At 66.3% G+C, this 25,018-nt stretch carries 26 protein-coding genes and 1 pseudogene; 12 read left to right on the top strand and 15 right to left on the bottom strand.

The features are described from left to right. The first annotated feature begins 16 nt into the window (after positions 1-16). From A5767_RS04455 to A5767_RS04445, 3 genes are read left to right on the top strand one after another with little or no spacing between them, the layout of a single operon-like run. Positions 17-694 carry a DUF4956 domain-containing protein gene (locus A5767_RS04455; RefSeq protein ID WP_064851757.1) on the top strand — a complete coding sequence of 226 codons (678 nt, stop codon included), beginning with the start codon at positions 17-19 and terminating at the stop codon, positions 692-694. Then, positions 694-2,163, top strand: a complete 1,470-nt coding sequence (locus tag A5767_RS04450) for a CotH kinase family protein (protein WP_082937598.1) — start codon at positions 694-696, stop codon at positions 2,161-2,163. The genes A5767_RS04455 and A5767_RS04450 overlap by 1 nt, the downstream gene beginning before the upstream one ends. A gap of 41 nt (positions 2,164-2,204) precedes the next feature. After that, positions 2,205-3,002 carry an enoyl-CoA hydratase gene (locus A5767_RS04445; protein WP_033096272.1) on the top strand — a complete coding sequence of 266 codons (798 nt, stop codon included), beginning with the start codon at positions 2,205-2,207 and terminating at the stop codon, positions 3,000-3,002. 249 nt (positions 3,003-3,251) lie between these two features. Here A5767_RS04445 and A5767_RS04440 read toward each other — a convergent pair whose 3' ends face one another. Further along, positions 3,252-3,539, bottom strand: coding sequence for a hypothetical protein (locus A5767_RS04440; protein ID WP_064851756.1), 288 nt, complete (start codon positions 3,537-3,539; stop codon positions 3,252-3,254). A gap of 44 nt (positions 3,540-3,583) precedes the next feature. Then, positions 3,584-3,745, bottom strand: a pseudogene (locus A5767_RS23270) (PaaI family thioesterase); the annotation flags it as partial. 583 nt (positions 3,746-4,328) lie between these two features. Between A5767_RS23270 and A5767_RS04430 the strand changes: the two are divergent. After that, the gene (locus A5767_RS04430) at positions 4,329-5,201 is read left to right on the top strand and encodes an alpha/beta fold hydrolase (RefSeq protein ID WP_064851755.1); all 873 of its coding nucleotides are present in this window, start codon (positions 4,329-4,331) and stop codon (positions 5,199-5,201) included. 56 nt (positions 5,202-5,257) lie between these two features. Here A5767_RS04430 and A5767_RS04425 read toward each other — a convergent pair whose 3' ends face one another. Beyond that, positions 5,258-5,734: a DUF6194 family protein gene (locus tag A5767_RS04425; protein WP_064851754.1), complete on the bottom strand. Its 477-nt coding sequence runs from the start codon at positions 5,732-5,734 to the stop codon at positions 5,258-5,260. Positions 5,735-5,788: 54 nt separating this feature from the next. Here A5767_RS04425 and A5767_RS04420 point away from each other — a divergent pair, with 54 nt between their 5' ends. Then, complete coding sequence (locus A5767_RS04420) at positions 5,789-6,574, top strand: MerR family transcriptional regulator (RefSeq protein ID WP_064851775.1); 786 nt, start codon at positions 5,789-5,791, stop codon at positions 6,572-6,574. Here A5767_RS04420 and A5767_RS04415 read toward each other — a convergent pair. After that, a complete protein-coding gene (locus A5767_RS04415) occupies positions 6,495-8,447 on the bottom strand; it encodes an APC family permease (protein WP_064851753.1) in 1,953 nt (650 codons plus the stop codon). The two genes, A5767_RS04420 and A5767_RS04415, sit on opposite strands and share 80 nt — an antisense overlap. Positions 8,448-8,861: 414 nt before the next feature. Between A5767_RS04415 and A5767_RS04410 the strand changes: the two genes are divergently transcribed. Both A5767_RS04410 and A5767_RS04405 read left to right on the top strand, forming a co-directional pair. Beyond that, a complete protein-coding gene (locus A5767_RS04410) occupies positions 8,862-9,536 on the top strand; it encodes a PaaI family thioesterase (RefSeq protein WP_064851752.1) in 675 nt (224 codons plus the stop codon). 223 nt (positions 9,537-9,759) lie between these two features. Then, on the top strand, positions 9,760-10,149 hold the full coding sequence (locus A5767_RS04405) for a hypothetical protein (protein ID WP_019290954.1): 390 nt from the start codon (positions 9,760-9,762) through the stop codon (positions 10,147-10,149). A gap of 427 nt (positions 10,150-10,576) precedes the next feature. Here A5767_RS04405 and A5767_RS04400 read toward each other — a convergent pair whose 3' ends face one another. Next, entirely contained in the window at positions 10,577-10,726 is a 150-nt protein-coding gene (locus A5767_RS04400; protein ID WP_006553103.1) for a hypothetical protein, read from the bottom strand. 104 nt (positions 10,727-10,830) lie between these two features. Then, complete coding sequence (locus tag A5767_RS04395; RefSeq protein WP_064851751.1) at positions 10,831-12,366, bottom strand: amino acid permease; 1,536 nt, start codon at positions 12,364-12,366, stop codon at positions 10,831-10,833. Positions 12,367-12,585: 219 nt separating this feature from the next. On the opposite strand from A5767_RS04395, the gene A5767_RS04390 reads away from it, so the two are divergent. Then, positions 12,586-13,092 carry an Lrp/AsnC family transcriptional regulator gene (locus A5767_RS04390; RefSeq protein WP_006553105.1) on the top strand — a complete coding sequence of 169 codons (507 nt, stop codon included), beginning with the start codon at positions 12,586-12,588 and terminating at the stop codon, positions 13,090-13,092. Between the two features lie 54 nt (positions 13,093-13,146). Here the strand turns inward: A5767_RS04390 and A5767_RS04385 are convergent, their stop codons facing one another. The 7 genes from A5767_RS04385 to A5767_RS04355 all read right to left on the bottom strand — a co-directional run bounded on the left by A5767_RS04385 (position 13,147) and on the right by A5767_RS04355 (position 20,680). After that, a complete protein-coding gene (locus tag A5767_RS04385; protein WP_064851750.1) occupies positions 13,147-14,232 on the bottom strand; it encodes a Glu/Leu/Phe/Val family dehydrogenase in 1,086 nt (361 codons plus the stop codon). 35 nt (positions 14,233-14,267) lie between these two features. Then, on the bottom strand, positions 14,268-17,726 hold the full coding sequence (locus A5767_RS04380; protein WP_064851774.1) for an indolepyruvate ferredoxin oxidoreductase family protein: 3,459 nt from the start codon (positions 17,724-17,726) through the stop codon (positions 14,268-14,270). A 217-nt stretch (positions 17,727-17,943) separates the two neighbouring features. Continuing rightward, on the bottom strand, positions 17,944-18,441 hold the full coding sequence (locus A5767_RS04375; protein WP_064851749.1) for a GAF and ANTAR domain-containing protein: 498 nt from the start codon (positions 18,439-18,441) through the stop codon (positions 17,944-17,946). A 159-nt stretch (positions 18,442-18,600) separates the two neighbouring features. Next, the gene (locus A5767_RS04370; RefSeq protein ID WP_064851748.1) at positions 18,601-19,014 is read right to left on the bottom strand and encodes an SPW repeat protein; all 414 of its coding nucleotides are present in this window, start codon (positions 19,012-19,014) and stop codon (positions 18,601-18,603) included. 172 nt (positions 19,015-19,186) lie between these two features. Further along, a complete protein-coding gene (locus A5767_RS04365) occupies positions 19,187-20,185 on the bottom strand; it encodes a zinc-binding alcohol dehydrogenase family protein (protein WP_064851747.1) in 999 nt (332 codons plus the stop codon). Between the two features lie 4 nt (positions 20,186-20,189). After that, positions 20,190-20,432, bottom strand: a complete 243-nt coding sequence (locus A5767_RS04360; protein WP_064256182.1) for a hypothetical protein — start codon at positions 20,430-20,432, stop codon at positions 20,190-20,192. 50 nt (positions 20,433-20,482) lie between these two features. Continuing rightward, on the bottom strand, positions 20,483-20,680 hold the full coding sequence (locus A5767_RS04355) for a hypothetical protein (protein WP_064851746.1): 198 nt from the start codon (positions 20,678-20,680) through the stop codon (positions 20,483-20,485). A gap of 148 nt (positions 20,681-20,828) precedes the next feature. Here A5767_RS04355 and A5767_RS23265 point away from each other — a divergent pair, with 148 nt between their 5' ends. Beyond that, positions 20,829-20,981 carry a hypothetical protein gene (locus A5767_RS23265; protein WP_019290944.1) on the top strand — a complete coding sequence of 51 codons (153 nt, stop codon included), beginning with the start codon at positions 20,829-20,831 and terminating at the stop codon, positions 20,979-20,981. Positions 20,982-21,000: 19 nt separating this feature from the next. Then, positions 21,001-21,582 (top strand): hemerythrin domain-containing protein, encoded by a 582-nt coding sequence (locus A5767_RS04350; RefSeq protein WP_064851745.1) that lies wholly within the window; start codon positions 21,001-21,003, stop codon positions 21,580-21,582. Between the two features lie 24 nt (positions 21,583-21,606). Here the strand turns inward: A5767_RS04350 and A5767_RS04345 are convergent, their stop codons facing one another. Together A5767_RS04345 and A5767_RS04340 are read right to left on the bottom strand one after the other, a co-directional pair. Then, positions 21,607-22,086, bottom strand: coding sequence for a DUF421 domain-containing protein (locus A5767_RS04345; protein ID WP_064851744.1), 480 nt, complete (start codon positions 22,084-22,086; stop codon positions 21,607-21,609). Beyond that, the gene (locus tag A5767_RS04340) at positions 22,086-22,607 is read right to left on the bottom strand and encodes a hypothetical protein (RefSeq protein ID WP_064851743.1); all 522 of its coding nucleotides are present in this window, start codon (positions 22,605-22,607) and stop codon (positions 22,086-22,088) included. Before A5767_RS04340 ends, A5767_RS04345 begins: the two co-directional genes overlap by 1 nt. A gap of 197 nt (positions 22,608-22,804) precedes the next feature. On the opposite strand from A5767_RS04340, the gene A5767_RS04335 reads away from it, so the two are divergent. Together A5767_RS04335 and A5767_RS04330 are read left to right on the top strand one after the other, a co-directional pair. Continuing rightward, positions 22,805-23,596 carry a manganese catalase family protein gene (locus tag A5767_RS04335; protein ID WP_064851742.1) on the top strand — a complete coding sequence of 264 codons (792 nt, stop codon included), beginning with the start codon at positions 22,805-22,807 and terminating at the stop codon, positions 23,594-23,596. Between the two features lie 128 nt (positions 23,597-23,724). Then, a complete protein-coding gene (locus tag A5767_RS04330) occupies positions 23,725-25,017 on the top strand; it encodes an ATP-grasp domain-containing protein (RefSeq protein WP_064851741.1) in 1,293 nt (430 codons plus the stop codon). The last annotated feature ends 1 nt before the right edge of the window (position 25,018 follow it).

Genomic DNA, 25,018 nt, shown 5'->3' with positions numbered 1-25,018 from the left:
CGAAACAAGGACGGATATGAACTTCGATTTCCAAGATCTCAGTGGCACGTTCACGACCTTCGACATCGTGGTGTCGCTGGCGTTGTCGTTCGTGCTGTCGAGCGTCATTGCGTGGGTCTACCGCTACACGCACAAGAACGTCTCCTACAGCCAGTCCTACGTGCAGACGCTGGTGCTGGTCGGCATGGTCATCGCGCTCATCATGCTGGTGGTCGGATCGAACATCGCCCGGGCGTTCGCTCTCGTCGGCGCGCTCTCGGTGGTGCGATTCCGCAACGCCATCAAAGAAACTCGCGATGTCGGGTTCATCTTCCTGGTGATGGCCATCGGCATGACCACCGGTACCCGCTTCTACGTGCTCGCCATCGCGGCGACCGTCGCGATCTGCCTCGTACTGCTGATCATGAACAAGTTCAACTGGTTCACGCTCGATGTGCAGCGTCAGGTGGTCAAGGTGCAGGTGCCGCCGGAGCCGGCCTACACCAGCACCGTCGAGGACATTCTCATCAAGCACTGCAGTGAATACGAGTTGGTGTCCACCGAATCCGTCCGCGCCGGCGCTCTGGTGGAGCTGTACTACACGGCGCAGCTGAAGAAGGGCACGAGCTCGAACGACCTGATCGCGGCACTGAGCGCCGTCAATGCCGGCCAGCGGGTGAGCGTCCTGGCCGGATACGACCAGACCGACCTGTGATGACTGCACCCACCCCGCGGCGCCGTCTGCGGCACCGGATACCGACCTCGCTGCGGCGGCACTGGAAACTGCCGGTGGCGTTCATCGCGTTCGTCGCGATCGTGGCCACGGCCTTCGGAGCGACACGCGTGCGGCCCTACATCACAGGCGACCCGACGATCATCTCCTCGGAGATCACCGAGAACGTCGCCGGCACAGTCGATCTGTTCGACACCTCCGTCACACACGAGTTGTCGCTCGAGGTCGGCGACGTCGAGTACGACGACATGATCTCCGCATACGAGAAGGACGGCGACAAGGAGTGGGTGGTCGCCGATGTGGTCATCGACGGCACCCGCATCGACGACGTGGGTGTGCGCCTGAAGGGCAACTCGACGCTGCGCGGCCTGCAGGGCGAGGGTTTCGATCAGGCGCAAGGCCCGCCCGGGATGGAGGGCACGGTTCAGGTGGATCCGGAGGATCCGACCTCGTTGCCCTTGCTGATCCGTTTCGACGAGTACGTCGACGGTCGCGCGTATCAGGGCATGACAGAACTGTCGGTGCGGCCCGGCTCGCCGGTGATCAACGAGGCGATGGCGTTGTCGCTCACCGCCGAGACCGATCAACCGACCCAGCGGTACGCGTACACGGTGTACTCGGTCAACGACAGCGCCACCGCGACACGACTGGTGCTCGAGCATCCCGATGATCAGTACGCCAACTCGCTGTTCGACTCCCCCGGCTATCTCTACAAGGCCGATGCGTCGTCGCGGTTCGAGTACGTCGGCGACGACCAGTCGGACTACGCCGACCAGTTCGAGGAGATCAATGCCGCCGACTCCGGGACGCTGCAACCCATCATCAGCTTCCTGAAGTGGATGGACTCGGCCGACGACGCAGAGTTCGACGCGCACCTCGCCGACTGGGTCGACGTCGAGTCCTTCGCCCGGTACGTCGCCACACAGAACCTGCTCGTCAACTTCGACGACATGGCCGGACCCGGTCAGAACTACTACCTCTGGTACGACCTCGACACGAAGAAGCTCTCGGTGGTCTCGTGGGATCTGAACATGGCCATGCAGGGTGATACTTCCGCCGGCCCGGACGACTCCATCTCCATGATGGGCGGCATGGGACCGGGCGGTCGCCCGCAGGGCATGGCGGGCGCCGCGCCACCGGAGGGGACGCCTCAGGCCATGCCACCTGGAATGCCTGGAGGTGAGAGTCGCGGACCAGGCGGCGGCAATACCTTGAAGACCCGTTTCCTCGACTCCGACGCCTTCACGGAGATCTACCACCGGGTGTATCAGGAGCTGTCCGAACAGATCTACGGCAACGGTCTGGCACTCGAGGTGCTCGACGCGGTGGCGGCGTCGGTGCCGACCTCCGACGGCCTCACTGCCGAGGCGCTGCAGGAGAGCGTCGACTCGATGCGCTCCTGGATCGGGGAACGTACGCAGGCACAAGTTCAGTGGATTCAGCCCCGCTGAGCGAGGTCGGATCCACCGAAGTTACGGATACTGTCGGGCCCATGACTTCCGAAGAAATCCTGCTCGTCGAGCAGCGCGATTCCGTCCGCATTCTCACCTTCAACCGTCCGGAGGCGCGGAATGCGCTGAGCTCGGCGCTCATCGATGCCCTGCGCACCGAGATCGCTGCAGCGGAGGCGGACGACGAGACGAACGTCGTGGTCCTTACCGGCACCGACCCGGCCTTCTGCGCCGGACTCGACCTGCAGGAACTCGGGGAAGGTGGAGGCAACCTGTCGCTGGTGTCCGGCGCCGACCTCCCCGTCGGTCATCCGTGGAAGCCCATCTCCAAGCCGATCATCGGCGCGGTGAACGGCGCCGCCATCACCGGTGGTCTCGAAATGGCACTCGCGTGCGACTTCCTCATCGCGTCCGAGCGCGCCCGCTTCGCCGACACCCACGCGCGAGTCGGCGTCCTGCCGGGTTGGGGACTCACCCAGCGCCTGCCCGCGGCGGTGGGTCCGGGCTTCGCGCGTCGCATGAGCCTGTCCGGCAACTTCGTGGGTGCCGAGGAGGCGCTGCGTGCGGGTCTGGTGACGCAGGTCGTCGCGCATGACGAACTGCTCGGCACGGCCGTGGAGGTCGCGCGGACGATCGCCGGCAACGACCAATCCGGTATGCGGGCGTTGCTCGCGTCGTACCGCCGGGCCGAGGAGCATGTCGTCGAACCGGCCCTACGGGTGGAGCAGCAGACCTCGGAAGAGTGGATGCGGGAGTTCTCGCCGTCGCGGGTCGCCGAGCGACGGGCTGCGGTGATCGAACGCGGAAAGTCCCAGAACGCCGTGAATCCCAAGTCCTGAAACGCCCATGATCAAAGGGCATTTCGGTCTAATCAGACATTTTTATCACAGAAATATAACAACTAGTGACGGCAGGTAACAGGCTTTGAGGCCTTCGCGAAGTATGGGACGGAAGTGAATCGATCTTGCGGATCCATTCACTTCCCGCGCCCGTTCGCGGGCGTGCCCATCCACAACGACATGGAGGTATTCCTATGCTGCTCGGATCTCTCGCACTGACCCTCGGTGGACTGCTCGCCGCCCTCGGCATCATTCTCTGACAGCCGGACCGATCGACTCCGCGCCCGCACCACCCCCTGCGTGCGGGCGCGGTTCGGTCCATTCGGACGGATCCACTTCCGGAGTCCGGAAAACTGTGTCCTCGTCACACTTTTCGGACATCTTCTTCTCGAGTTCGTCCTTCTCGCGCTGCGCCATCTCGGGGTCGACGTCCTCACCCGGGACGGGTCCGGGATCTGTAGCCGGCGCGCCCTGACCGGGATCGGCCGCGTCGATCTCGTTGGAGCCGGTGTGCTTGATCGGGAGAAACGGTTCCATGCTTGCCATGAATACGAATTCCCGACACCGATGCGCGCAAACAACTACTCCGGCAACGGAACGTTCTGCAGTCGCAGCTGACCGCGAGCGAGGACCTTGCCGGTCGTGGTGTCGGTGATGATCACCAGCCACAGTTGCTGAGTCCTCCCCTGCTGCAACGGTTCTGCCGTGACCGACGCGCGGCATCCCGTCGTCGAACGCAGGAAGTGGCTTCCTCGACGACGAAGCCGCTCGCCTCGACGAATCGGCTCGGCGACTTCTGCCCGTAGTCCTCGATCGTCGGACGAGCCTCGGTAGTTCCGGTCATCGCCCTGCTCCAGTGGGGGGACAAATACTGTGCAGATCCCGACGGCCCGTCACTGCTCATCGAACACCGCGACTGTGGCGCTTCGGTCGAAGCGGTCGTGCAATGCGCCCACGGCCACGGTCCGCCGCGGCCGAGCGAGTCGCAGACCCGGCCGGGTCCGACCGCGCGAAAACTCCCCGAGGGCACGAAAACATAACGAAGTGAATTTTCGGTCCGCGGCAGTGTTTCGCACCGAGGCGGCGGGTACTCCTCGGTCAGCGTCCCGGTGCGGACGCAGTCCGGATAACCGAACGACAGGAGGAACACATATGCACTTCGGATCTCTTGCGCTCCTCGGCGGACTGCCTGCGAAACCGGGCATCGCCCACTGAGCCAGCGCACACCGCGTCCGCATCCGTCATGGGTGCGGACGCGGTCGTATGTGCGATGAATTTCTCGGGCGGCGCGGGTCGGTATGGTCACCGACCCCAGAAGGAGCCGACATGCCCGAATTCGTCACCCACTCGATCGACGTCCCTGGCGCGACTCTCGTCTACGACGTCCGCACCGTCCCCGGCGACGCCACCTCGCTGCTGCTCGCCGGATCCCCGATGGACGCGAGCGGCTTCACGAGCCTCGCCTCCTTCTTCGACGACCGGACGGTGATCACCTACGACCCGCGCGGCACGGGTCGTGGCACGCGCACCGACACGTCGATGCAGTCCACTCCTGCTCTGCACGCCGACGACCTGCACCGGATCCTCGTCGAACTCGATCTCGGTCCCGTCGACGTCTTCGCCAGCAGCGGCGGCGCGGTCAACGCGCTCGAACTCGTCTCGCGCCATCCCGAGCAGGTGCGCACGCTGGTCGCGCACGAACCGCCGATCATGGAACTGTTGCCCGATCGCATCGGGGCCGAAGCGGTGCGCGACGACATCCGCGACACCTATCAGCGCAGCGGCCTCGGACCGGCCATGGCGAAGTTCATCGCCCTGGTCGGCTACGGAGGTGAACTGACCTCCGACTATCTCGACCGGCCCGCTCCGAGCCCGTCCGACTTCGGACTGCCCAGCGAGGACGACGGGACCCGCGACGACGTGCTGCTGGGTCAGAACTGGATGTCGTGCACGGGCTACCACCCCGATCTCGACGCTCTCGCGAACGCGTCCACGCGCATCGTCGTCGCAGGTGGTCGCGAGTCGGTACGCCAGCTGTGCGGCCGCGCCTCGGCAGCGCTCGCCGACCGGCTCGGCACAACTCCGACGCTGTTCCCCGGCGATCACGGTGGCTTCATGGGTGCCTCAGAGGGTATGCCCGGCGATCCTGAAGCTTTCGCCGCCGTGCTCCGCGACGTGCTCCAACCGAGCCGCGTGTAATCCGTCCGATCGTCGAGTTCATGGGCTACACCCAGCCCTGGTATTCGGTGCGCGACCTAGACGAACCCGTGGTCGGAGCGATGGTGCCGCGCGCCGTGGCCGCGTCTTCGTCTACATCCCAGCACTTCGAGCAGACGCGGCGTGGTCCGCTCGCCGGGTTCGACGACCGCGACCCATCCCAGTGAGCCGTAGAGCGGATGAGGGATGAAGACGTCGGCCTCGGCGAAGTCGATCGTCGAGGGGTCGACGGACCGGGGTGGGTAGCCGAGCAACTCGGTGAACAGCTGCGTCCCCGCATGCACGTTCATGCGCCATCGGCCCGGCTCGTCGAGGCGTGAATCCCCATCGTTCGGATAGTTCTTCGTCACGATCGTCGCGTAGGGCTGCCGCTTGTGCGGGATCTCGCCGTCCGGGGCGTAGTAGAAGAAATGGTCGCCCCACGAAATCTCGGGGAGCCCACTCCCATCCTGTGGTGCGAGCTCGAGGACACCGCTGAAGCTTCTGATCTGCGCGAGGATCTGTTCCATGGTCATACTTCGAGTGTCACCTTGAAGTGCTCATGGAGGGTTCGAGCAGTGGAGCACACGATGACGACGGGGCGCCTGGCCGCAGCCACCGGATACTCCGTGCAGCAGGTGCGCGATCTCGAACGCCTCGGAGTGATTCCTTCCGCCGTACGAATGCCCAACAGCTATCGCAGATTCGGTCCCGAACACGTCACGGCCCTGCGCGCGTACCGCGCACTGGCTGTCGCGGTGGGTCCCGTCGAGGCGCGCAGGGTCATGCACGATGTGCAGGTCCTCCCCTACGACGAGGCACTCGCCCGTGTCGTCGAACTCCACAGTGGGCTCGCGCGGGCACGCGCCGAGAGTCTCACCGCGCTCCGCGCACTCGACACCATCGTCGACGAGGCCGCCCACGACGCGCCTCCACTACCCGGCGACGCCATGAGCATCACCGAGCTGGCGAACGCCATCGGAGTGCGATCGTCCACCCTGAGGTTCTGGGAGAAGGAGGGATTGGTCGCGCCCGAACGGATCGACCGTAACGCTGCGCGGAGCTACTCCCCCGCCGCGGCGCGGGACGCGCGGATCGTTGCCGCACTACGCGCGGTTGGCTACCGCATCCCGGCGGTCCGGGCGGTGATGGCAGCGATCGGAACCGACAATGACACCGATACTGCAAGGGACGCACTCCACGAGCGCCTGCACACCATCGCAGTGCAGTCCGAAATGTTGCTGCGAGCCGGTGCAGACATCGCGAACCTGATCGAGAACCGGACTCCGCGCTCGTCTAACTCGAATCCGAAGAGTGCAACCGCCACGGCACACTCGTCACCATCACCCCGGGCTGGAACAGCAGACGACTCTTGAGTCGCAGCGCGCTCTGATTGTGGAGCAGATTCTCCCACCAGTGCCCCACGACGTATTCGGGGATGAAGACGGTGACCACGTCGCGCGGCGAGTTGCCGCGCACCCGCCTGACGTAGTCGAGTACCGGTCGCGTGATCTCCCGGTACGGCGACTCCAGCACCTTCAACGGAATCGTGATGTCGCTGGCTTCCCATTCGCGCACGAGAGCGCGGGTGTCCTCCTCGTCGACGTCGACGGTGATCGCTTCGAGGGTGTCGGGGTGGGCGGCCGAGGCGTACGCGAGCGCGCGACGTGTCGGGTGGTGCAGCTTGGCCACGAGCACGATCGAATACGTGCGGCTGGGCAGCAGACCGTCCCATTTGCCGGCGTCGAGTTCGGCCGCCACACGTCGGTAGTGGTGGTTGACGGCCCGCATCGTCACGAAGACGATCACCATGGCGAGGATCGCGATCCACGCGCCGGCGAGGAATTTCGTGATGAGCACGATGATCAGGACGGTCCCCGTCATCGCCAGACCCACACCGTTGACGACGCGCGAACGCTGCATTCTCCGGCGGTGACGCGAGTCGGTTTCGGTGGCCAACAGCCGCGTCCAGTGACGAACCATTCCGGTCTGGCTCAACGTGAAGGAGACGAACACTCCGACGATGTAGAGCTGGATGAGATGGGTGACCTCGGCGTCGAACACCCATACCAGCACGATCGCTCCGAGAGCCAGGAAGACGATGCCGTTGCTGAACGCGAGCCGATCGCCCCGGGTGCGCAGCTGGGTCGGCAGGTGTTTGTCCTGCGCGAGTACCGACGCGAGAACCGGGAACCCGTTGAATGCCGTATTCGCGGCGAGGACGAGGATCAACGCGGTCACGGCGGTGACGAGGTAGAAACCGAGCGGGAAACCGGTGAAGACCGTCTCGGCGACCTGCGCGACCAGCGTCTTCTGATGGTATCCCTCCGGCGCCCCGAGCACTTGCGTCGCGGGGTCGGCGGCGACGACGACGCCCAGCCGCTCGGCGAGGACGATGATGCCCATCAGCAGCGTGATCGCGATGGCACCCAGCATCAGCAGCGTGGTGGCGGCGTTGTGCGATTTCGGTTTCCGGAAGGCCGGCACCCCGTTGCTGATGGCCTCCACTCCCGTCAGGGCCGCGCATCCCGACGAGAACGCGCGGGCGAGAAGAAACGCGAAGGCCAGTCCGGCCAGGTGTGATTGTTCTGCAGCCAGTTCGTAGTGCGACGACTCGGCGCGCAGCGGGGCGTCGAACACGACGAGGCGCACGAAACCCCAGACGAGCATCACCCCGATGCAGAACATGAATGCGTAGGTGGGGATGGCGAAAGCTGTGCCCGCTTCGCGGAGTCCCCGCAGATTGACCGCGGTGAGGAGAGTGATCGCGACGATCGCGAACAGCACCTTGTGGTGTTCGACGAAGGGGATCGCCGACCCGATGTTCTGGGCCGCCGACGAGATCGACACGGCGACGGTCAGCACGTAGTCGACGATGAGCGCGCTGCCCACCGTCAGGCCGGCCATCGCCCCGAGGTTCTTCGTCGCTACCTCGTAGTCGCCACCCCCGGACGGGTAGGCATGCACGTTCTGCCGATAGCTCGCGACCACGACGACCAGGACGACGGCGACGGCGAGACCGATCCAGCCGGAGAACGCGTAGGCGGACAGGCCCGCCACCGACAGCACGAGGAAGATCTCCTCCGGTGCATAGGCGACGGACGACAGGGCGTCGGACGCGAAGACCGGCAGGGCTACGCGTTTCGGCAACAGAGTGTGGCCGAGGGTGTCGCTGCGCAGCGGCCTTCCCAGCAACATCCGTTTGGTGATGCTGTCACGGCCCTTGTGGATGGTTACGGCCACGACCATCGACTCCTGTCCGGCGCATACCCGCGCACGCAGAAGCGAACGGTACGCTTGTATTACCACGCTCGCCACGGGTGCAGACAGGGCGAATTCACCCCGTCGATCACCCGTCGGCAACGTTGGCAGATGAAAGAATCGTGGGTAGCGTGGAGTCGTTGTTGCTCCTCGCAACAAAGCGTGCCGCGTCTCCTCCCCTTTGACACGGCACGGACGGACCCCGTCGGCCCCTCCCCTCGTTGAGCCGACGGGGTTCTCTCATTGATTCCCGCCCGTATGGCGGTTCACACGTTTTCGTACAGAACGGTCCGTTTTACGGATTTTGCGGTGATCCCGTGCAGCGGCAGCAGAACTTGACTCCTTCACCGTGCGCGCGGTCGACTGCTGTCCTTCACCACGCTCACGATCCGGAGAACCCCGATGACCGATTCCATCCTCGAGCTCTACGTCAACGACGGACTGTCCGACGAGGAAATCGATCAGCAGAGGGCCACCTACGGTCCGCTCACCGAGGACGTGCGCGAGCTGATCCAGCTCGCACTGCAGACCCGTGTGGATGCCGACGACGTCGAGCGGGCCCGGGAACATCTCGCGGCCGCGCGCGAGATCCTCGAACGCGACCGGGAGGACGGCCCGTACGGCACCCGGTTCAACGATTCGGGCCGATTCCGTAACTGGGGAAACGCCGCAATAGGCCTGCGCAACGCGATCGCCCCGATCGGCGACATCCACGAGGACGACGACGGACGCGTGTGGACGGACACCCACCTCGGTCCCGTCTACGAGGGGCCGGCCGGGCACGTGCACGGCGGGGTCTCCGCACTGCTGCTCGACCAGATCCTCGGCGACGCCGCGCGCATCTCGGGATATCCAGGGATGACGGGCACGCTCGCCATCCGCTACCGCAAGCGCACTCCCCTCGGCGCTCTGCGCGTGGAGGCGAAACTCGACCGCGTCGAGGGACGTAAGGCGTTCGTCGTGGGGCACATCGCCGACTCGGAGGGGATCTGCGTGGAAGCGGAAGGCATCTTCATCGCTCCGGTGTGGATGGTTCAGCAGCGTGACTCGTTCGCGGAGATACCGAGACCCGAATAGGCTCACAACGCCCATGGTCGACCATCAGGGTTGTGAGCCTCACCTGTGCGTTGTGAACCTCCGGACGCCGGAGCCGACGATCAGGTGCTTGCTCTGACGACCGTCACCCTGCAACGCCTGAGCTGATACTCCTGTTGCGAGGGTCACGACTTGCGACTCGGTGAGCCCGGCTCCTCCGCCAGTACAGTTGATCGATATCCGGCAGGAGCGAGAGGAGTCGACCGTGCAGAACGCCGTGTTCTACTCGCTCGTCGCGATGTGTTCGTTGTTCGCCGCGTCGACGTGGTGCCTCTCGCGCCCCCACCTGCTGTCGAGCTCGGCCGCGTTCGTGGCCTCCGGGCTCTGGGTGCTGATGAACGGACCTCTCGAGGGCCGTGTGCTGTACTCGGTGACGCCGAACCACGGACTGACCGAGGCCGACCTGCTCTCGGGAGTGGGCGTGTGCATCGCAGCCTGGGGTTTCTGGACGACGCGGAACCGTCGGCGCCGGCGGCGTTCGCAGCGACCGGCGTCGTACCGCAGGCATCCCGACGGGTCCAGAGCCATGCCGACCCCCGTCTTTCCGGCGGAAAGCGACGTCGAAACGGGCCCCATCCGCCGCAAAGCAGGATGAACGTCTCGGTTCGACCCCGAGAAGATTCTCAGGTCTCGTTTCAGTATCGACTCTGGACGAGTGCCCAGCTGTCACCTAAGCTCCAAAGCGGCCACGGCGTAGGTGGCCGTGTCTCCCTAGAGTCCTCCCCGACACAGGAGATACAGCGCGAGGCCCCCGCCGGCTCCTCCCCTCGAATCGCTGGCGGGGGCCCTTCCCTGTCGGCCTCCCCGACGACAGGGGCAGATCGATGGTAATCAGGTCCCGATGTCCGATTCGTCCTGCGTTCGGACGAAACGCCGGGTAACCCTTGTGACCTTCGTCTCTGCGGCGCTGTTCACAGCATAGAGCAATCTGCTCACTCGCGTGCATAGGTCCTTCTCGAGTTCACCGAAAGATCAACTCGCAGAGTCCGTTCTGCCGCTTTCGCGCGCTTCGCACTCTTCCGTCAGGCACGATCCGCCAGCTCGGCGTGCCCGGCCTGACGAGCACAATGCGCGCAGCAGAAGACGGCATCCGCCGACTCCACGCCGTGCCCGAGGATGCGGCAGTGACAGTGGGCGCACTGCGGCGCCATCTCCTCCTCTTCCGGCGTCACGATCGGACGGTGTCCGCTCTCCTTCCGGTCGGGTACCCGGAACCGCCGGAACACACGAGCCCGCCCACACCGATTCGGTGCGGGCGGGCTCGTGGACGACGGATCTATACCGGTTCAGGTTCCCTCGCTTCGTGCTTCGCGGCTTCCTGCTGCGCGGCCTCGAGCTTCAGGCGTTGTCCGAGCACCGACTTGCGGCGACCGTAGACGAAGTAGATCGCCACTCCCAGGACCATCCAGACGGTGAAGCGGATCCACGTCTCGACCGAGAGGTTGAGCATGAGCCAGCCGCAGGCGAGGACCGCGAGGATCGGGACCAGCGGCACGAGCGGCACCCGGAATCCGCGGGGCAGGTCGGGGCGGGTACGGCGGAGCACCATCACGCCGACGCAGACCAGGACGAAGGCGAACAGCGTGCCGATGTTGACCATCTCCTCGAGCACACCCATCGGGAACACCGCGGCGAGGACGGCCACGACACCACCGACCATCAGGGTGATGCGCACGGGCACACCCTTGTGGTTCGTGACGGCGAGCTTGCGGGTGACGAGTCCGTCGCGGGACATCGCGAACAGCACGCGGGTCTGGCCGAGCATCATCACCATCACGACGGTGGTGAGGCCGGCGAGGCCACCGATGTTGATGGCCATCTGCGCCCAGGTGATGCCGTGTGCCTCGAAGGCCGTGGCCAGCGTGGCACTGCCGTCACCGACCAGCTCGCTGCCGGTGCGCAGGTCGGTGTACTTCACCATGCCGGTGAGCACGAGCGTGACGCCGACGTAGAGGACCGTGACGATCGCCAGCGAGCCGAAGATGCCGCGAGGCAATGCCTTCTGCGGGTTCTTCGTCTCCTCCGCAGTGGTGGCGACGACGTCGAAACCGATGAAGGCGAAGAAGACCAGGCTCGCTGCGGCGAGGAGGCCGTACCAGCCGTAGGTGCTGCCGCCCGCGCCGGTGAGCGCCGAGAACAGCGACTGATGCAGACCGGATGCGGCGCTCTCCGCCTCTTCGGCCTGGGGGACGTACGGCGAGTAGTTGGACTTGTCGATGGAGAAGATGCCGACGACGATGACGAGCAGGACCACCGCGACCTTGATGGCAGTGACGACGGCGGAGACCCGCGACGAGACCTTGGTGCCGATCGCGAGGATGATCGTGATGGCGCCGACGATGAGCAGCGACCCCCAGTCGACCGTGATCGGTCCGAGGTCGATCGACGCGTCCCCGCCGAACATGCCCCCGAGATACATCGACCATCCCTTGGCGACGACCGCGGAGGCGAGGGCGAACTCGAGGATCAGGTCCCATCCGATGATCCAGGCGACGAACTCACCGAAGGTGGCGTAGGAGAAGGTGTAGGCGCTGCCGGCGACCGGTACCGCAGAGGCGAACTCCGCGTAACACAGTGCGGCGAGACCGCACGCGATCGCGGCGAGGACGAACGCCAGCGAGATGGACGGTCCGGCGAGATTGCCGGCGGTGCGGGCGGTGAGGGTGAAGATTCCGGCTCCGACCACGACGGCGACGCCGAACACGGTCAGATCCTTGGCGGTCAGTTCTCGTCGTAGCCGCGAACCGGGTTCATCGGTATCCGCGATCGACTGTTCGACGGATTTGGTCCGCCAGATGCCGACTCCGGGCATTGTGTGCTCCTCGGGGTGATTGCGGCGCCCGCCACGCCCGGTCCGGGCGAGGGGTAGGCATGTCGCTCACTTCGCGCGCATTACGTTGCAGCAAGCAGTGTTTGCGTGAGCATTTGATGTAGCAATCATGGCACTGGCTCGTGAAGTGTCAATATCTTTCTGTTCGGCTGAGCATTATGCTCGAGTGGTGACGCGCATCACAACGGAAAGGGTGTCATCGTGTTCAGTCTCGACCGGCTCGACGCAGCTCTCCTCGGAGAGCTCACGCACAACCCCCGGGCAGGAATCGTCGACCTGTCGGCGAAGCTCGGCATCGCCCGCAACACCGTGCAGTCGCGCATCAGAAAACTCGAGGAGTCCGGTGCCGTCACCGGATACCGACCGGTCGTCGACCTGCCGAAGCTGGGTGTGCCGCTGCAGGCGTTCATCGGCGCCGAGCTCGTCCAGGCACAGATGGGGCATGTGATCGCCCAATTAGGCCGATTCCCAGAGGTATTGGAAGTCCACGCGACAACGGGCCGGGAGGATCTCCTGATCCGGATGGCGGCGCAGTCCCAGGAGGACCTCCTGTTGGTCCTCGAACGGCTCCACGCCATCGAGGGCGTCGCGCACACCACCACGACGCTCGCGCTCACCACGCCGATCGAGTACCGGACGCAGCCACTCGTCGAGCACATCACCCGCAATGCGGGGCACGGGCGTTCCTCGTCGGCCGGAAACTCCTGAAGACACGAGAAGGGGAGGCACCTCGCGGCGCCTCCCCTTGTTCCCCTGTGCGGATCAGGCAGTATCGATGCGGCGCTCGGCGATCCGGTTGGCCGCTGCGCCCGGCGTGACGCCGAGAGTGCTGGAGACGTCGAAGATCTCGGCGGTGCGCTCGAAGATCGACTCCACTCGTGTACGGACGACGTCGGCGGCGGATCCGTCGACCTCGCCGGCGACCTGGATCAGTCCACCCGCGTTCGCGACATAGTCGGGTACCCAGACGATTCCGCGCTTGCCCAGCAGGCCCTCCACCTCGGGCTGCGCGAGCTGGTTGTTGGCCGCACCGCACACGAGACGTGCGTCGAGGTGGGCAGCGGTGATCGAGGTCAGCGTGCCGCCGAGAGCGCACGGGGCGTAGACGTCGGCGGACGAGGCGACGACGTTGTCGGTGACCTGCGCCGGGAACTCGTCGACCACGCGGGCGACCGCGGCGGGGTTCACGTCGGAGACGATCACCTCGGCACCGTCGGCGACGAGCAGCTTCACGAGTTCGTAGCCGACCTTGCCGAGACCCTCGACACCGACCGTGCGACCCGCGAGAGTCGTTTCGCCCCAGACCGTCCGAGCGCCGGCACGCATGGCCTGGAAGACACCGAGTGCGGTCAGCGGCGAGCTGTCGCCGGATCCGCCGGCGGCGACGGTGCGCCCCACGGCGTGGGCGGTGTGCCGGCCCACCACGTCGAGATCCTCCGCGCGGGTTCCCACGTCGGCGGCGGTGATGTAGCGACCACCGAGTGACTCGACGAATCGTCCGTAGGCGGCGAGCAGTTCGTCGTTCTTGTCCATCTTCGGATCACCGATGATGACGGCCTTGCCGCCACCGAGGTTCACACCGGACACCGCGGCCTTGTAGGTCATGCCCCACGACAGTCGCAGCACGTCCTCGAGTGCCGACATCTCGTCCGCGTAGGGGTAGAAGCGGGTGCCGCCGAGGGCGGGTCCGAGTGCGGTGGAGTGGATCGCGACGATGGCGCGCAAGCCGGTGGCCGCGTCGTGATGGAAGACGACCTGCTCGTGCGGACGGTCGGTCAGGCGGGCCGAGCGGCCGAACACGCCGTCGGACGTGGTGAACTCGGGGAGGTCGAGGGCAGAGGTGGTCATCGGTGGGTTCCTTTGCAGCAGAGGGTGTTCGTGCTTCAGAAGTCGGTGTCGATGCCGAGCTCGGCGAGGCGGGCCCGGTACTGCTCGACGGAGCGGAGCTTGACGTCCTCGTAGCCGCGCACCATGTCGGGCAGGGCCGCGATTTCGGCGGCGCGGTCGTAGGAGTCGACGTCCAGATCGGCGGCGAGCCGCTGGATCGTGGCGGTGTAGTGGGCGAGCAGAGCACGCTCGACGCGGCGGACGTGGGCGTAGCCGAAGGGATCGAGCTTCGTGCCGCGCAGACGCTTCGCCTTGGCCAGAGCCTTCAGCGCGACATGCGATTTCGGTCCGAAGCCGACCTTCTTCTCACGGCCGAGTGCGCGCAGCGCCGGCGGGTGCAGGCGGTAGGTGAGCTTGCGCCCACCGGGGACCTGGCCCTGCACCTCGTCGAGGAAGGCCGGGTCGACGAGCATGCGGGCGACCTCGTACTCGTCCTTGTAGGCGGTGAACTTGAACAGTCCGCGGGCGACGGCCTCGCTGAAGTCCGTGCGGTTCGTGACGCGGCGCTCTGCCTCCCAGGCTGCCTGCACCTGCGCGATGTAGCGGGCGGCGAGGGCTTCGCTCTGGAAGTCGATCAGCGACGCGGCGCGGATCCGCACGAGCCGCTCGACCTCACCCGTGAAGGTGGTGCCGGCGAACAGACGCTCCGGTGCGACGGTGGCGGCGCGCTCCGTGGGGGCCGGTTCGGTCGCGGCGGCGAAGGCCGCGGGATCCGCGACGGCCACCCGGCCCCAGCGGAAGGCGGCGATGTTGGTCGCGACGGCCACACCGTTGATCTCGATGGCCTCCTCGATGGCGTCGGCGGGGATCTCGAGTCCGCCGAGTTGGTGGGCGGCGCCCACGACGAGGAAGTTCGCGGCCGAGGTCTCACCGAGCAGCGCCTGGGCTGCGGCGAGGGCGTCGAACGAGACGGTCGTGCGGGTCGCGGTGTCGAGGCGGGCGAGCAGGTCGTGCTCGTCGGGGTGCCGGACAGAGCGGTCGTAGACCATGTCGCCGGTGGGGACGCGGCTCGTCGACGCGACTGCCACGGTCTCCTCACGGTTCGCGTAGGCGAGGTTCTTCGGCTCGGTCGCGGTGAGCAGGTCGAGCGCGAGCAGAGCGGTGGCACCGCCCGGGCCGACGCGGTTGCCGGGCTCGAGTCCGTCGGCGGCGAAGCGCAGGTGGGAGACCACCGGGCCGGCTTTCTGGCTCATGCCGATCTGGTCGAGCGACTCGACCTCGAATCCGGCGCGTAGCGCGGCCGTGGCGAGCACCTGGTTGACGGTGACGATGCCGGTGCCGCCGATGCCCGCGAGGAAGACGTTGCGGGTGCCCTTCGGGGTGTCGATGGCGGCGTCCGGGATGCGCGGCGGGGTCGGAGCCTTGCGGCGCTTGGGCTTCTCCGGCGACGTCTCGACGGTCACGAAGGACGGGCAGTCGCCGTCGAGGCACGAGTAGTCGGTGTTGCAGGAGGTCTGATCGATGCGGGTCTTCGAACCGAATTCGGTGCCGACCGGCTGCACCGACAGGCAGTTGCTCTTGACGCCGCAGTCGCCGCAGCCCTCGCACACCGCTTCGTTGATGACGACGCGGATCGTGCGGGCGGGCAGGGTGCCACGCTTGCGCTGACGGCGTGCGTCGGCGGCGCAGTGCTGGTCGTAGATGAGCACGGTGACGCCCTCGATCTCGCGCAGCAGCTTCTGCGCCTCGTCGAGCCGGTCGCGGTGCCAGACCTCGGTGCCGCGGGCAAGGGTGCGCTTGCGGAGGCGCTTCGGTTCGTCGGAGCAGATGATGATCTTGCGGACGCCCTCGGTGGTGAGCTTGTGGGTCAGCGCCGGGATCTTCAGGGCGCCTTCGGCGTCCTGCGCGCCGGTCATCGCCACGACGTCGTTGTAGAGCAGCTTGAAGGTGATGTTCACGCCGGCGGCGACACACGCCTGCACGGCGAGTTGACCGGAGTGGAAGTAGGTTCCGTCGCCGAGGTTCTGGAACATGTGGCCGATGTCGGTGAACGGCGCCTGGCCGATCCACTGCGCACCTTCGCCACCCATCTGGGTCAGGCCGGTGACGGCGCTGTCCTTGCGGCACGACAGGGTGACGAGGGTGTGGCAGCCGATGCCGCCGCCGCCGATCGAACCCTCCGGCAGTGCGGTGGATCGGTTGTGCGGGCAGCCGCTGCAGAAGTAGGGGGTGCGCTGGGTCGACAGCACCTCGAGCGACAGCTGCGGCAGGGGTGCGGGGCCGAGTTCGACGTGGCCGCGGAGCACGCGACGCAGCGGGCCGCGCAGGCGACCGGCGGTGAGCTCACCGTCAACCGGCACGAGCGGGCGGCCGTCGGCGTCCTTCTTGCCGACGATCTGCGGGGCGTTCGCGGTGCCGTAGAGAATCTCGCGGATCTGGGTCTCGACGAAGGCGGTCTTGTCCTCGACCACGATCAGTTCGTCGAGGCCGCGGGCGAATTCGCGGACGATCTCGGGACCGATGGGGTACGGCATGCCGATGCGCAGCAGGCGGATGCCGGCGCGGTGCAGCGCGGCGTCGTCGACACCGAGGTCGAGCAGGGTCTGGCGCAGGGCGTCGAAGGTGGTGCCGGTGGCGGCGAGGCCGACGCGGGCCTGCGGCGGGTCGACCTCGATCACGTCGAGGCCGTTGAGGCGGCCGTATTCCTGGACGATCTTCCAGCGCGGGCCGTAGAGGTCGGCCTCGGCGATGACGCTGTCGCCAGGCGCGGCCATGGGGCGCTGCTTGTAGACGAACGGCCGTCCTTCCCATTCGATCTCGGGGACCGCGATGGGCAGGTCGGAGATGGAGCCGTCGACGGACCAGGCGCCGTCGGCGACGTCCGCGACGATCTTGAGGGCGACGAGGCAGCCCGAGGCACGCGACAGCGCGACGCCGTGCAGGCCCATCGTGACGATCTCGGCGGCGTTGCGCGGGAACAGGACCGGGATTCCGAGGGCGGCGAGGGACCGCTCGCTGACGGCGGGCACGGTCGACGACTTCGACGCCGGGTCGTCGCCCACCATGAGCAGCACGCCGCCGTTCGGGTTCACGCCGTACATGTTGGCGTGACGCAGTGCGTCGGTGGCGCGGTCGAGGCCGGGGCCCTTGCCGTACCAGACGCCGACGACGCCGTCGTGAGTCGGTGTGCCGGCGCCGAGCTGTCCCTGGCTGCCCCACACCGCGGTGGCGGCGAGTTCCTCGTTGAATCCGGGCACGAAGGTGATGTCGTGCTCGGCGAGGACCTTCGGCATGCCGTGGAGCATCTTGTCGAGACCACCGAGGGGGCTGCCCTGATATCCGGAGACGAAGGTCGCCACCCGGCGACCGTCCCGCATGGCCCGTACCTGCTGTTCGACGAACAGCCGGGCGATGGCCTGGACGCCGGTGAGCAGCACGGTGCCGGAGCCCGAGCGATATCGGTCGTCGAGGTCGTAGGGAAGTCGTTCGCTCTCCCGGATTACGGTCTCGGTCATTGCGTACCACCCGTCCTTCGTCGCGGCGTCCGATTGTGTCTGCGCCACTTCGATCGCGTCATTTGGTACAGCAATAGTTGATTGAGCTAGGCGAACTCGTCAACATAAGATTTTCCAGCGCATCATTTTGATTAGATGTGATGCACGACACACTGGATGGATGCGCACGGTGCTCAGTTCCGGACGATCCGGCGCATCCGCCTGGGGAGGATTCGCTCTACCGTTCACGCGGAGGTCGGGCGGTCTCGACCACTTCGACGGCAAGGTCGCGCACGAGTTGGTTGCGCTCCTGGGACAACCTGCGCAGCATTCCGAATGCGCTCTCCGCGTCGATGCCGAAGCGTTCCATGAGAACGCCCTTCGCCTGCCCGATGACATCCCTCGAAGCCAGGGCCGCGCGGAACTGCTCCTCGCGCAGCGCGGCCACCGCGGCGAAGGCCGCATGCGTCGCCAGGGTCGAGGCGATGTCGACGCTGCCGTCGTCGAACGCACCCGCCTGCGAGCTGTGCAGATTGAGGGCTCCGATCGTGTCGTCCGTCGTGTACAGCGGGACCGCAAGCATGGAGCGAGCACCCAGACGGGCCGCTCGGGAAGCGAACGCGGGCCATCGGTCGTCGTGCATCTCACGAGCGAGTTCCTCGATGGATTCTCGCAATTGTCGTTCGAACCTCACCGAGTTCGCACTACGAGCGCCGCGGCCTTCACCGGTGTCCATACTGCATCGTGGCATCGAAACGGCGACGGGTTGCAGCGTTCGACCGAGGGGTATTGCCCTCGGTAGCCGGAATCGGTGTCCGGACGCCGCACCCGGTGAGGTGCTGCCGGTTCAGACATGCAGCCGGCAGCACCGCCCGGGGCTACTGCACCGAACCGGTCAGCGTGAACGGTCCATCAGACCGGTTCCCATCGCGGCCGTGGCCACGCCCAGGACGAACACGATCACACCCACGATGACGTGGGACCAGATCATGGAGGTGCTGGTATCGACGCCGCTGACCAGCCACGGCGAAACGACCAGCCACAGACCGAGCAGAGGCGCGATGAACGCCAGGCCGTGGGTGCGGCCGTAGGCCGAACCGAGCGCCATGGCGAGCAGTGCGACCGCGAGGCCGCAGATCAGATTGGTGGTGGCGAGTGCCGTCTGATCGGCGAAGCCGATGATCCAGGCGGATGCCGCTGCGTACAGACCGGCAACCATCATCAATCCGTCGGTGACCTGGACTGTGGGCTGTTCGCCCATCCGGTCGTAGCGTTCGCGCATCTCGACGATGTCGGGATGGGTGTGCATTGCAGAATGAGCCGATGATGTCGACATTGTCCTCATCTCCTCGTGGGTGAGAAGTCCGAGGGGCCCTCCTGGGTCCGACACTATTATCGTCGTCCCGGGCGCGATGTTCCCGTAGGGTAGAAAGTCCCGACTTGGTGATCTCGGGCGGAGCGCACCGTATCGATCCGGACCATCAGGGGACGAGGACGGCAGCGCCGCGCACGCGGTCGCCGGCGAGATCCGCCAGCGCGCGATCGGCGTCGTCCAGCCCGTATCGCATCGTCGCGACCCTGATGCGGTGCTGCCCGGCGAACGCGAGGAACTCCCGGGAATCCTTACGGGTATTGGCGGTCACCGACCGGATCTCGCGCTCGTAGAACAGGTGCCGCTGGTAGTTCAGCTGCGGAACGTCGGTCAGGTGGATGCCGGCGATCGAGAGGATGCCGCCGCGGTCGAGTGCTTCGAGTGCAGGCGGCACGAGGTCGCCGACGGGTGCGAAGAGGATGGCGGCGTCGAGGGGCACCGGTGGTGCGTCCGCGGCGCCCTGCACCGACGCGGCCCCGAGTTCGCGAGCGAGATTCCGCGCGTCCTCACTCCTCGTCATGACGTGCACCTCGGCACCTCGCGCCAGGGCGACCTGCGCCGCGATGTGGGCGCTGCCGCCGAAGCCGTAGATGCCGAGCCTCCCGCCGTCGGGAACCGAGGCGCGCTTCAGCGCGCGGTAGCCGATGATGCCGGCACAGAGGAGCGGAGCGAGTTCGACGTCCTCGTATCCGTCGGGCAGCGGGAGGGCGTACGCCGCCGGTACGGCGACGAACTCGGCGTACCCGCCGTCCTCGTCCCAACCGGTGTATCTCGAATCCGGACACAGGTTCTCGTCGCCACGACGACAGTAGCGGCACTGCCCACAGGTCGAACGCAGCCAGGCCACGCCGACGCGGTCGCCGTCGGCGAACCCTTCGACCGCCTCCCCCACTCGATGGACCACCCCGACCACCTCGTGCCCCGGGACGACACCCGCCCGGTGGACGGGGAGATCGCCCTCGGCGACGTGCAGGTCGGTGCGGCACACACCGCACGCCAGCACGCGCACCAGAAGATCGTTCGGTCCGGTCTGGGGAAGCGGGACGGATTCGAACCGCAAAGGGTGACCGGCGACGGGGCCGGGCTCCACCACGCGCCACGCTCGCATCGACTCAGGCAGAGCCCGCCGAACCCCCGCCCTCCGGACCCCCGCCCTCCGAAGCTCCGCCCTCCGAAGCTCCGCCGCCCGGACCTTCGGTGTGCCAGGGCCGCACATCCGGATCGTCGTCGGCCGGCGGCTCCGGATCGCGTGCCTCGTCGGCGCGGGTCGGACGGTTGGCGCGGATCATTCCTTCGGTTTCCTCTGCGAGCGCGTCGTCCTTCTTCGGACCGTGCTTGTCGCTCCCTCGTTCCATCTCTCTGCTCCTTCCGATGGTTCGCCGAGAATCCGTCTGTAACGCAGCGGCTACTCGGTTGCGGGTGGGACGTGGTCGGGGTCGTGGTCCTCGACGCCGGCGGCAATGCGTTCCTGCTCCGTGCGGTACTCGAGATAGTCGTCGTCGACGCGGTCCGGCGACTTGCCGTGCTCGCGCCGATCCTTGGGCGCGGACTCGGTCGGGTCGATCACGTCGTCGAGATCGGGAGTGTCGTGCGGTCCGGTCATGATCTTCCTCCGAACATTTCTCGGTGAAAGGCGGTCTCCCTAGGACTACCCCCGCCCGGCTCCCCGAACCACCTACCCCGGCAGGATGCGAATCCCCGTCGGTCGCCGGAGTGTTTGCCCTCGCCGGTAGTGGTGAACCCCTTGGTACATGAGCAGCACAGACGGTTCTGCCGATCCGTACGACGCAGCCGAAGATCCCGACGCCGATCCCGACAACCTCCTCTCCAAGGCTCCGCAGCAGCCCGACCAGGCGGAGGGCGAGGACGAACCGGACGAGACCGGCGATACCGGACGATCCTGACCGTTCGAAGGAGACATCGATGACCGAAACCGCCCACGAGGGACCGAATTCCGGCGGCACGGATGTCGTCACCATCCTCACCGAGGACCATCGGGAGATGCTCGAGCTTCTGGGCCGAGCGGAGACCACGCTCGACGCGGAGGAGCGCCGCGATCTCACCGATGCGGCGATCGCCGAGGTGATGAGGCACTCGGTCGCCGAGGAAATGTTCGTCTATCCCGAGATGGAGAAGCACCTCCCCGGCGGCACGGAAGCCGTCGAACACGACAAGGAGGAGCACGACGAGATCGTGCAGGTGATGAAGCAACTCGAGGGCGCGGAAGCATCGAGTGCGGAGTTCACGACGTTGGTGAAGAAGTTGCAGGATCTTCTGCGCCACCACGCGAACGACGAAGAATCCGACCAGTTCCCGGCGTTGAGGACGCATCTCGGGCAGGACACCCTCGTGGAGGTCGGCACCAAGGTACAGGCCGCCAAGAAGCTGGCCCCGACCCGGCCGCATCCGTCCGCGCCGCATTCCGAACTGTTCCACAAGACCGTCGGACCGGGGGTCGGCATGGTGGACCGACTGCGCGACGCACTGACCGGACGCAATACCTGAGCGTCAGGACGGCGCGGCACCCCGTCACGCCGGGTCGGGTTCCTCCGGCGCGCCGTCCTGAGCGCTCGTCCGGGCGAAGAAGGAGATCCTCCCGTTCGTCTCGAGCACCGCGAGGTCGATGTCGGCGAACCGCCGGATGCCCTGTTGACGCGCGGCGGCCATGAGGTCGTCGAGGGACAGACGTTCCCGTTTCAGGTTCTGCATGTCGGGTTCGCCGTCCTGGACGATCACGACGGGAACCCCGTGGGTGATCCCGCGCATCCGCGGTGATCGAGCGTTGATCGTCGAGAGGGCCAGGGTCAGCACGGCGAAGACACCGATGGTGAGGACCGCACTCGTCATCGACACGTCGTCCTGGGTGATCCCCTGCTGCACGAGATCACCCATAGCCACGAACAGCACGAGTTGGAAGGTGCTCAGTTCGCCGACACTCGACCGGCCGACGAGGCGGGTGATCCCCCACAGGAACAGGAACAGGACGAGCGCGCGGATCACAATTTCCATCAGGGCACCAGCCAGGTATCGAAATAGATTGTCACTGCCGATTTCTCGCCGTCCATCACCGAGACGGAGCCCGATTCGCCCCATTGCCTCCCGGCCCGAATCCGCACGTCGAGCGCGAAGGTGAACTCGTCACCCGGTGGCGGGTCGAAGGTCAGGTACGCCAGCCCCTCGCCCGCGGTCTCCGAGGACGGCTCGGGCAGCCGGCCCCGCATCTCGAGGATCTCGAAATAGGACGTGTCGATCGCCAGGACGATCTCCCCGTCGAAACCGCCGTCACGGCGCACCGTCACCGCCCAGGGAACGTCGAGCCCGGAACGCGCGATGCGCGGGTAGGTCAGGTCGAGTTCGTACCCGCCGCCCTGCGCGGTGGCCGTCGAACTCCGGACGCCGAGAAAGCCCAGCACCCCGGCCACCAGCACGATCACGAGCACGGCCGCTGCAGCGGTCCGCAACCGCGCCACGCCCTTGCTGCGAGCCACCTTCCCGACATCGTCGAGGGTGGATTCCGGCCTGTTCTCCATCTGTCCACGTTGGCACAGAACCGGTGACAAACGGTGGATATCGACAGGGTGTTTGAGCTGCAGAAGCACGGGTGGTCGCAGGTAGCACCACGGGCCAACCGAGGCGGCGTCGAGACCAGGCGCCACGGGGTGTCTTCACGGGCGCGTCTTCATGCGCGACGCGTTTTCGCACGACAATTGGCATTCGAGGGAGCAACATGTTTCGTCACACAGACCATCTGCAGTTCGACGCCAAGCCGGAGAAGCCCGATCCCGTCTACGCCCGCAAGCTCCAGGAGCTGATCGGCGGCGCGTACGGTGAGATGACCGTGACCATGCAGTACCTGTTCCAGGGCTGGAACTGTCGAATGCCCGGCAAGTACAAGGACATGATCATGGATGTCGCCACCGAGGAGATCGGGCACGTCGAAATGATCGCCACCATGGTGGCGCGTCTCCCCGAAGGCGCACCCGCCACGGAGTCCACCAAGAACGCCGCCGCCGATCCGGTGGTCGCAGCGGTACTCGGCGGCATGGATCCCTCAGCGCAGGGCAGAGTGCAGACAGCCCGGTTGTACAACATGACGGACGATCCGGGCGTCAAGGACATGCTCCGGTTCAACCTCGCCCGCGACACCTACCACCAGAACCTGTGGCTCGCGGCCATCGAGGATCTGAAGGCCGACGGTATCGAGCCCAGCCCGATCGCACCGAACGCGTTGTTCGACGAGGAGCACTCCGAGCACGCATCGAGCCTGTGGCACCTGTCCGACGGCGCGGCCTCCGATCAGGGTCGCTGGGCGCACGGCACCGGTCCCGACGGCACGACACCCATGTCGTTCCTCGCCGACCCGGTCCCGCTGGGCGATGTGGCGAGCGCACCGCCGCCGGACCCGAAGCTGTACGCGACCTACGACGGGTCGCAGGGCAAGCCCCGTTCTGCCGCAATGGGAACGGAGAAAGGACTCATGGGCAAGATGAAGGACGCCCTCGACCCCGACAATCCCTGATACTTCCTTCCGATGCAACCGCCCCGGCTCCCCGTGAGCCGGGGCGGTTGCGCGTGAAAGTACTTTCCCGACGGTTTGTTTCGTTACCGGTTTGTTTTGTGACGTGAGGGAGCGGGAAGGCTTCATCAATGAGCACCAACATTTTCGTCCTCGGACTCACCGACATCCAGCGCAAGGAGCTCGAGACCGTACGCGGCGCCGACCAGCTGAGCTTCCACGGCCTCCTCGACTACGAAACATTGGTGGAGCCCGACGAATACGTGTTCGACGATCTTCTCGACGCCTGCCGGCGCGAACTCGACGACTTCCCCGGCAGCGTGGACGGGATCATCGCCCACTGGGACTTCCCCACGAGCGTCCTCGCCCCGATCCTCGCCGCCGAACGGAACATCCCCTCGCCGTCGCTGCGCAGCATCGTCGCCACCGAACACAAGTACTGGAGCCGTCTCGCCCAGAAGGAATCGGTTCCCGAGTGCGTCCCGCAGTTCAACTCGTTCGACCCCTTCGACGACAACGCCCTCGACAGCATCGAGCTCGACTTCCCGTTCTGGGTCAAGCCCGTGAAGTCGCATTCGTCGCAACTCGGATTCGAGATCCACAACGAGCAGGAGTTCGCCGACGCCCTCGTCGAGATCCGCGAGAAGATCGGACTCGTCGGTAACGCCTTCGACGAGGTCCTGCGCCGCGTCGACCTCCCCGACGAGATCGGGAAGAGCTCGGGCACCACCTGCCTCGCCGAGCAGGTCGTCAGCGGTATCCAGGCCGCCCCCGAGGGCACGATGTTCCAGGGACAGTTCAACGTCCACGGCGTGTTCGACATGCGCAAGGACGCCGCCGGGCACAGCTTCGAACGTCTCGACTACCCGGCGAGCACCGTGCCCGAAGAAGTGCAGGCACGCATGATCGACATCACCGAGCGCTACCTGCGCCACGTCGGCTTCGACAACGGCTGCTTCAACTCCGAGTTCATGTGGGACGAGGAGAACGACAAGCTCTGGCTGATCGAGGTCAACACCCGGATCTCCCAGTCCCACAGCGAATTGTTCGCCAAGGTCGACGGCAGCTCCAACCACGAGGTGGCCATCGACATCGCCCTCGGCCGGCAGCCCCGCATGCCGTACCGGCAGGGCGACTACGCCGTCGCAGCGAAGTGCATCATCCCGCACTACGAGGACGGCATCGTCACGTCGGTGCCCTCGGAAGCCGACATCGCCCGTCTCCGCGAACGGATCCCCGGCGCCCTGGTGTGCATCGACGTCGCTCCCGGTGACCGGCTCGCCGACCTGCCCAACCAGGACGCCTACCGCTACGAACTGGGCACGATGTACATCGGCGCCGACAGTGTCGAACAGCTCGAGCAGCGCTATCACGAAGGCCTGGAGACACTTCCGTTCGCCTTCGATCCGGCACCCGAGGACTAGG

It is taken from the genome of Rhodococcus sp. 852002-51564_SCH6189132-a, from assembly GCF_001665495.1.
GTDB lineage: Bacteria > Actinomycetota > Actinomycetes > Mycobacteriales > Mycobacteriaceae > Rhodococcus > Rhodococcus pyridinivorans.
Note: the sequence above shows the minus strand (reverse complement) of the source record. Positions and strands in the feature narration are given on the sequence as shown.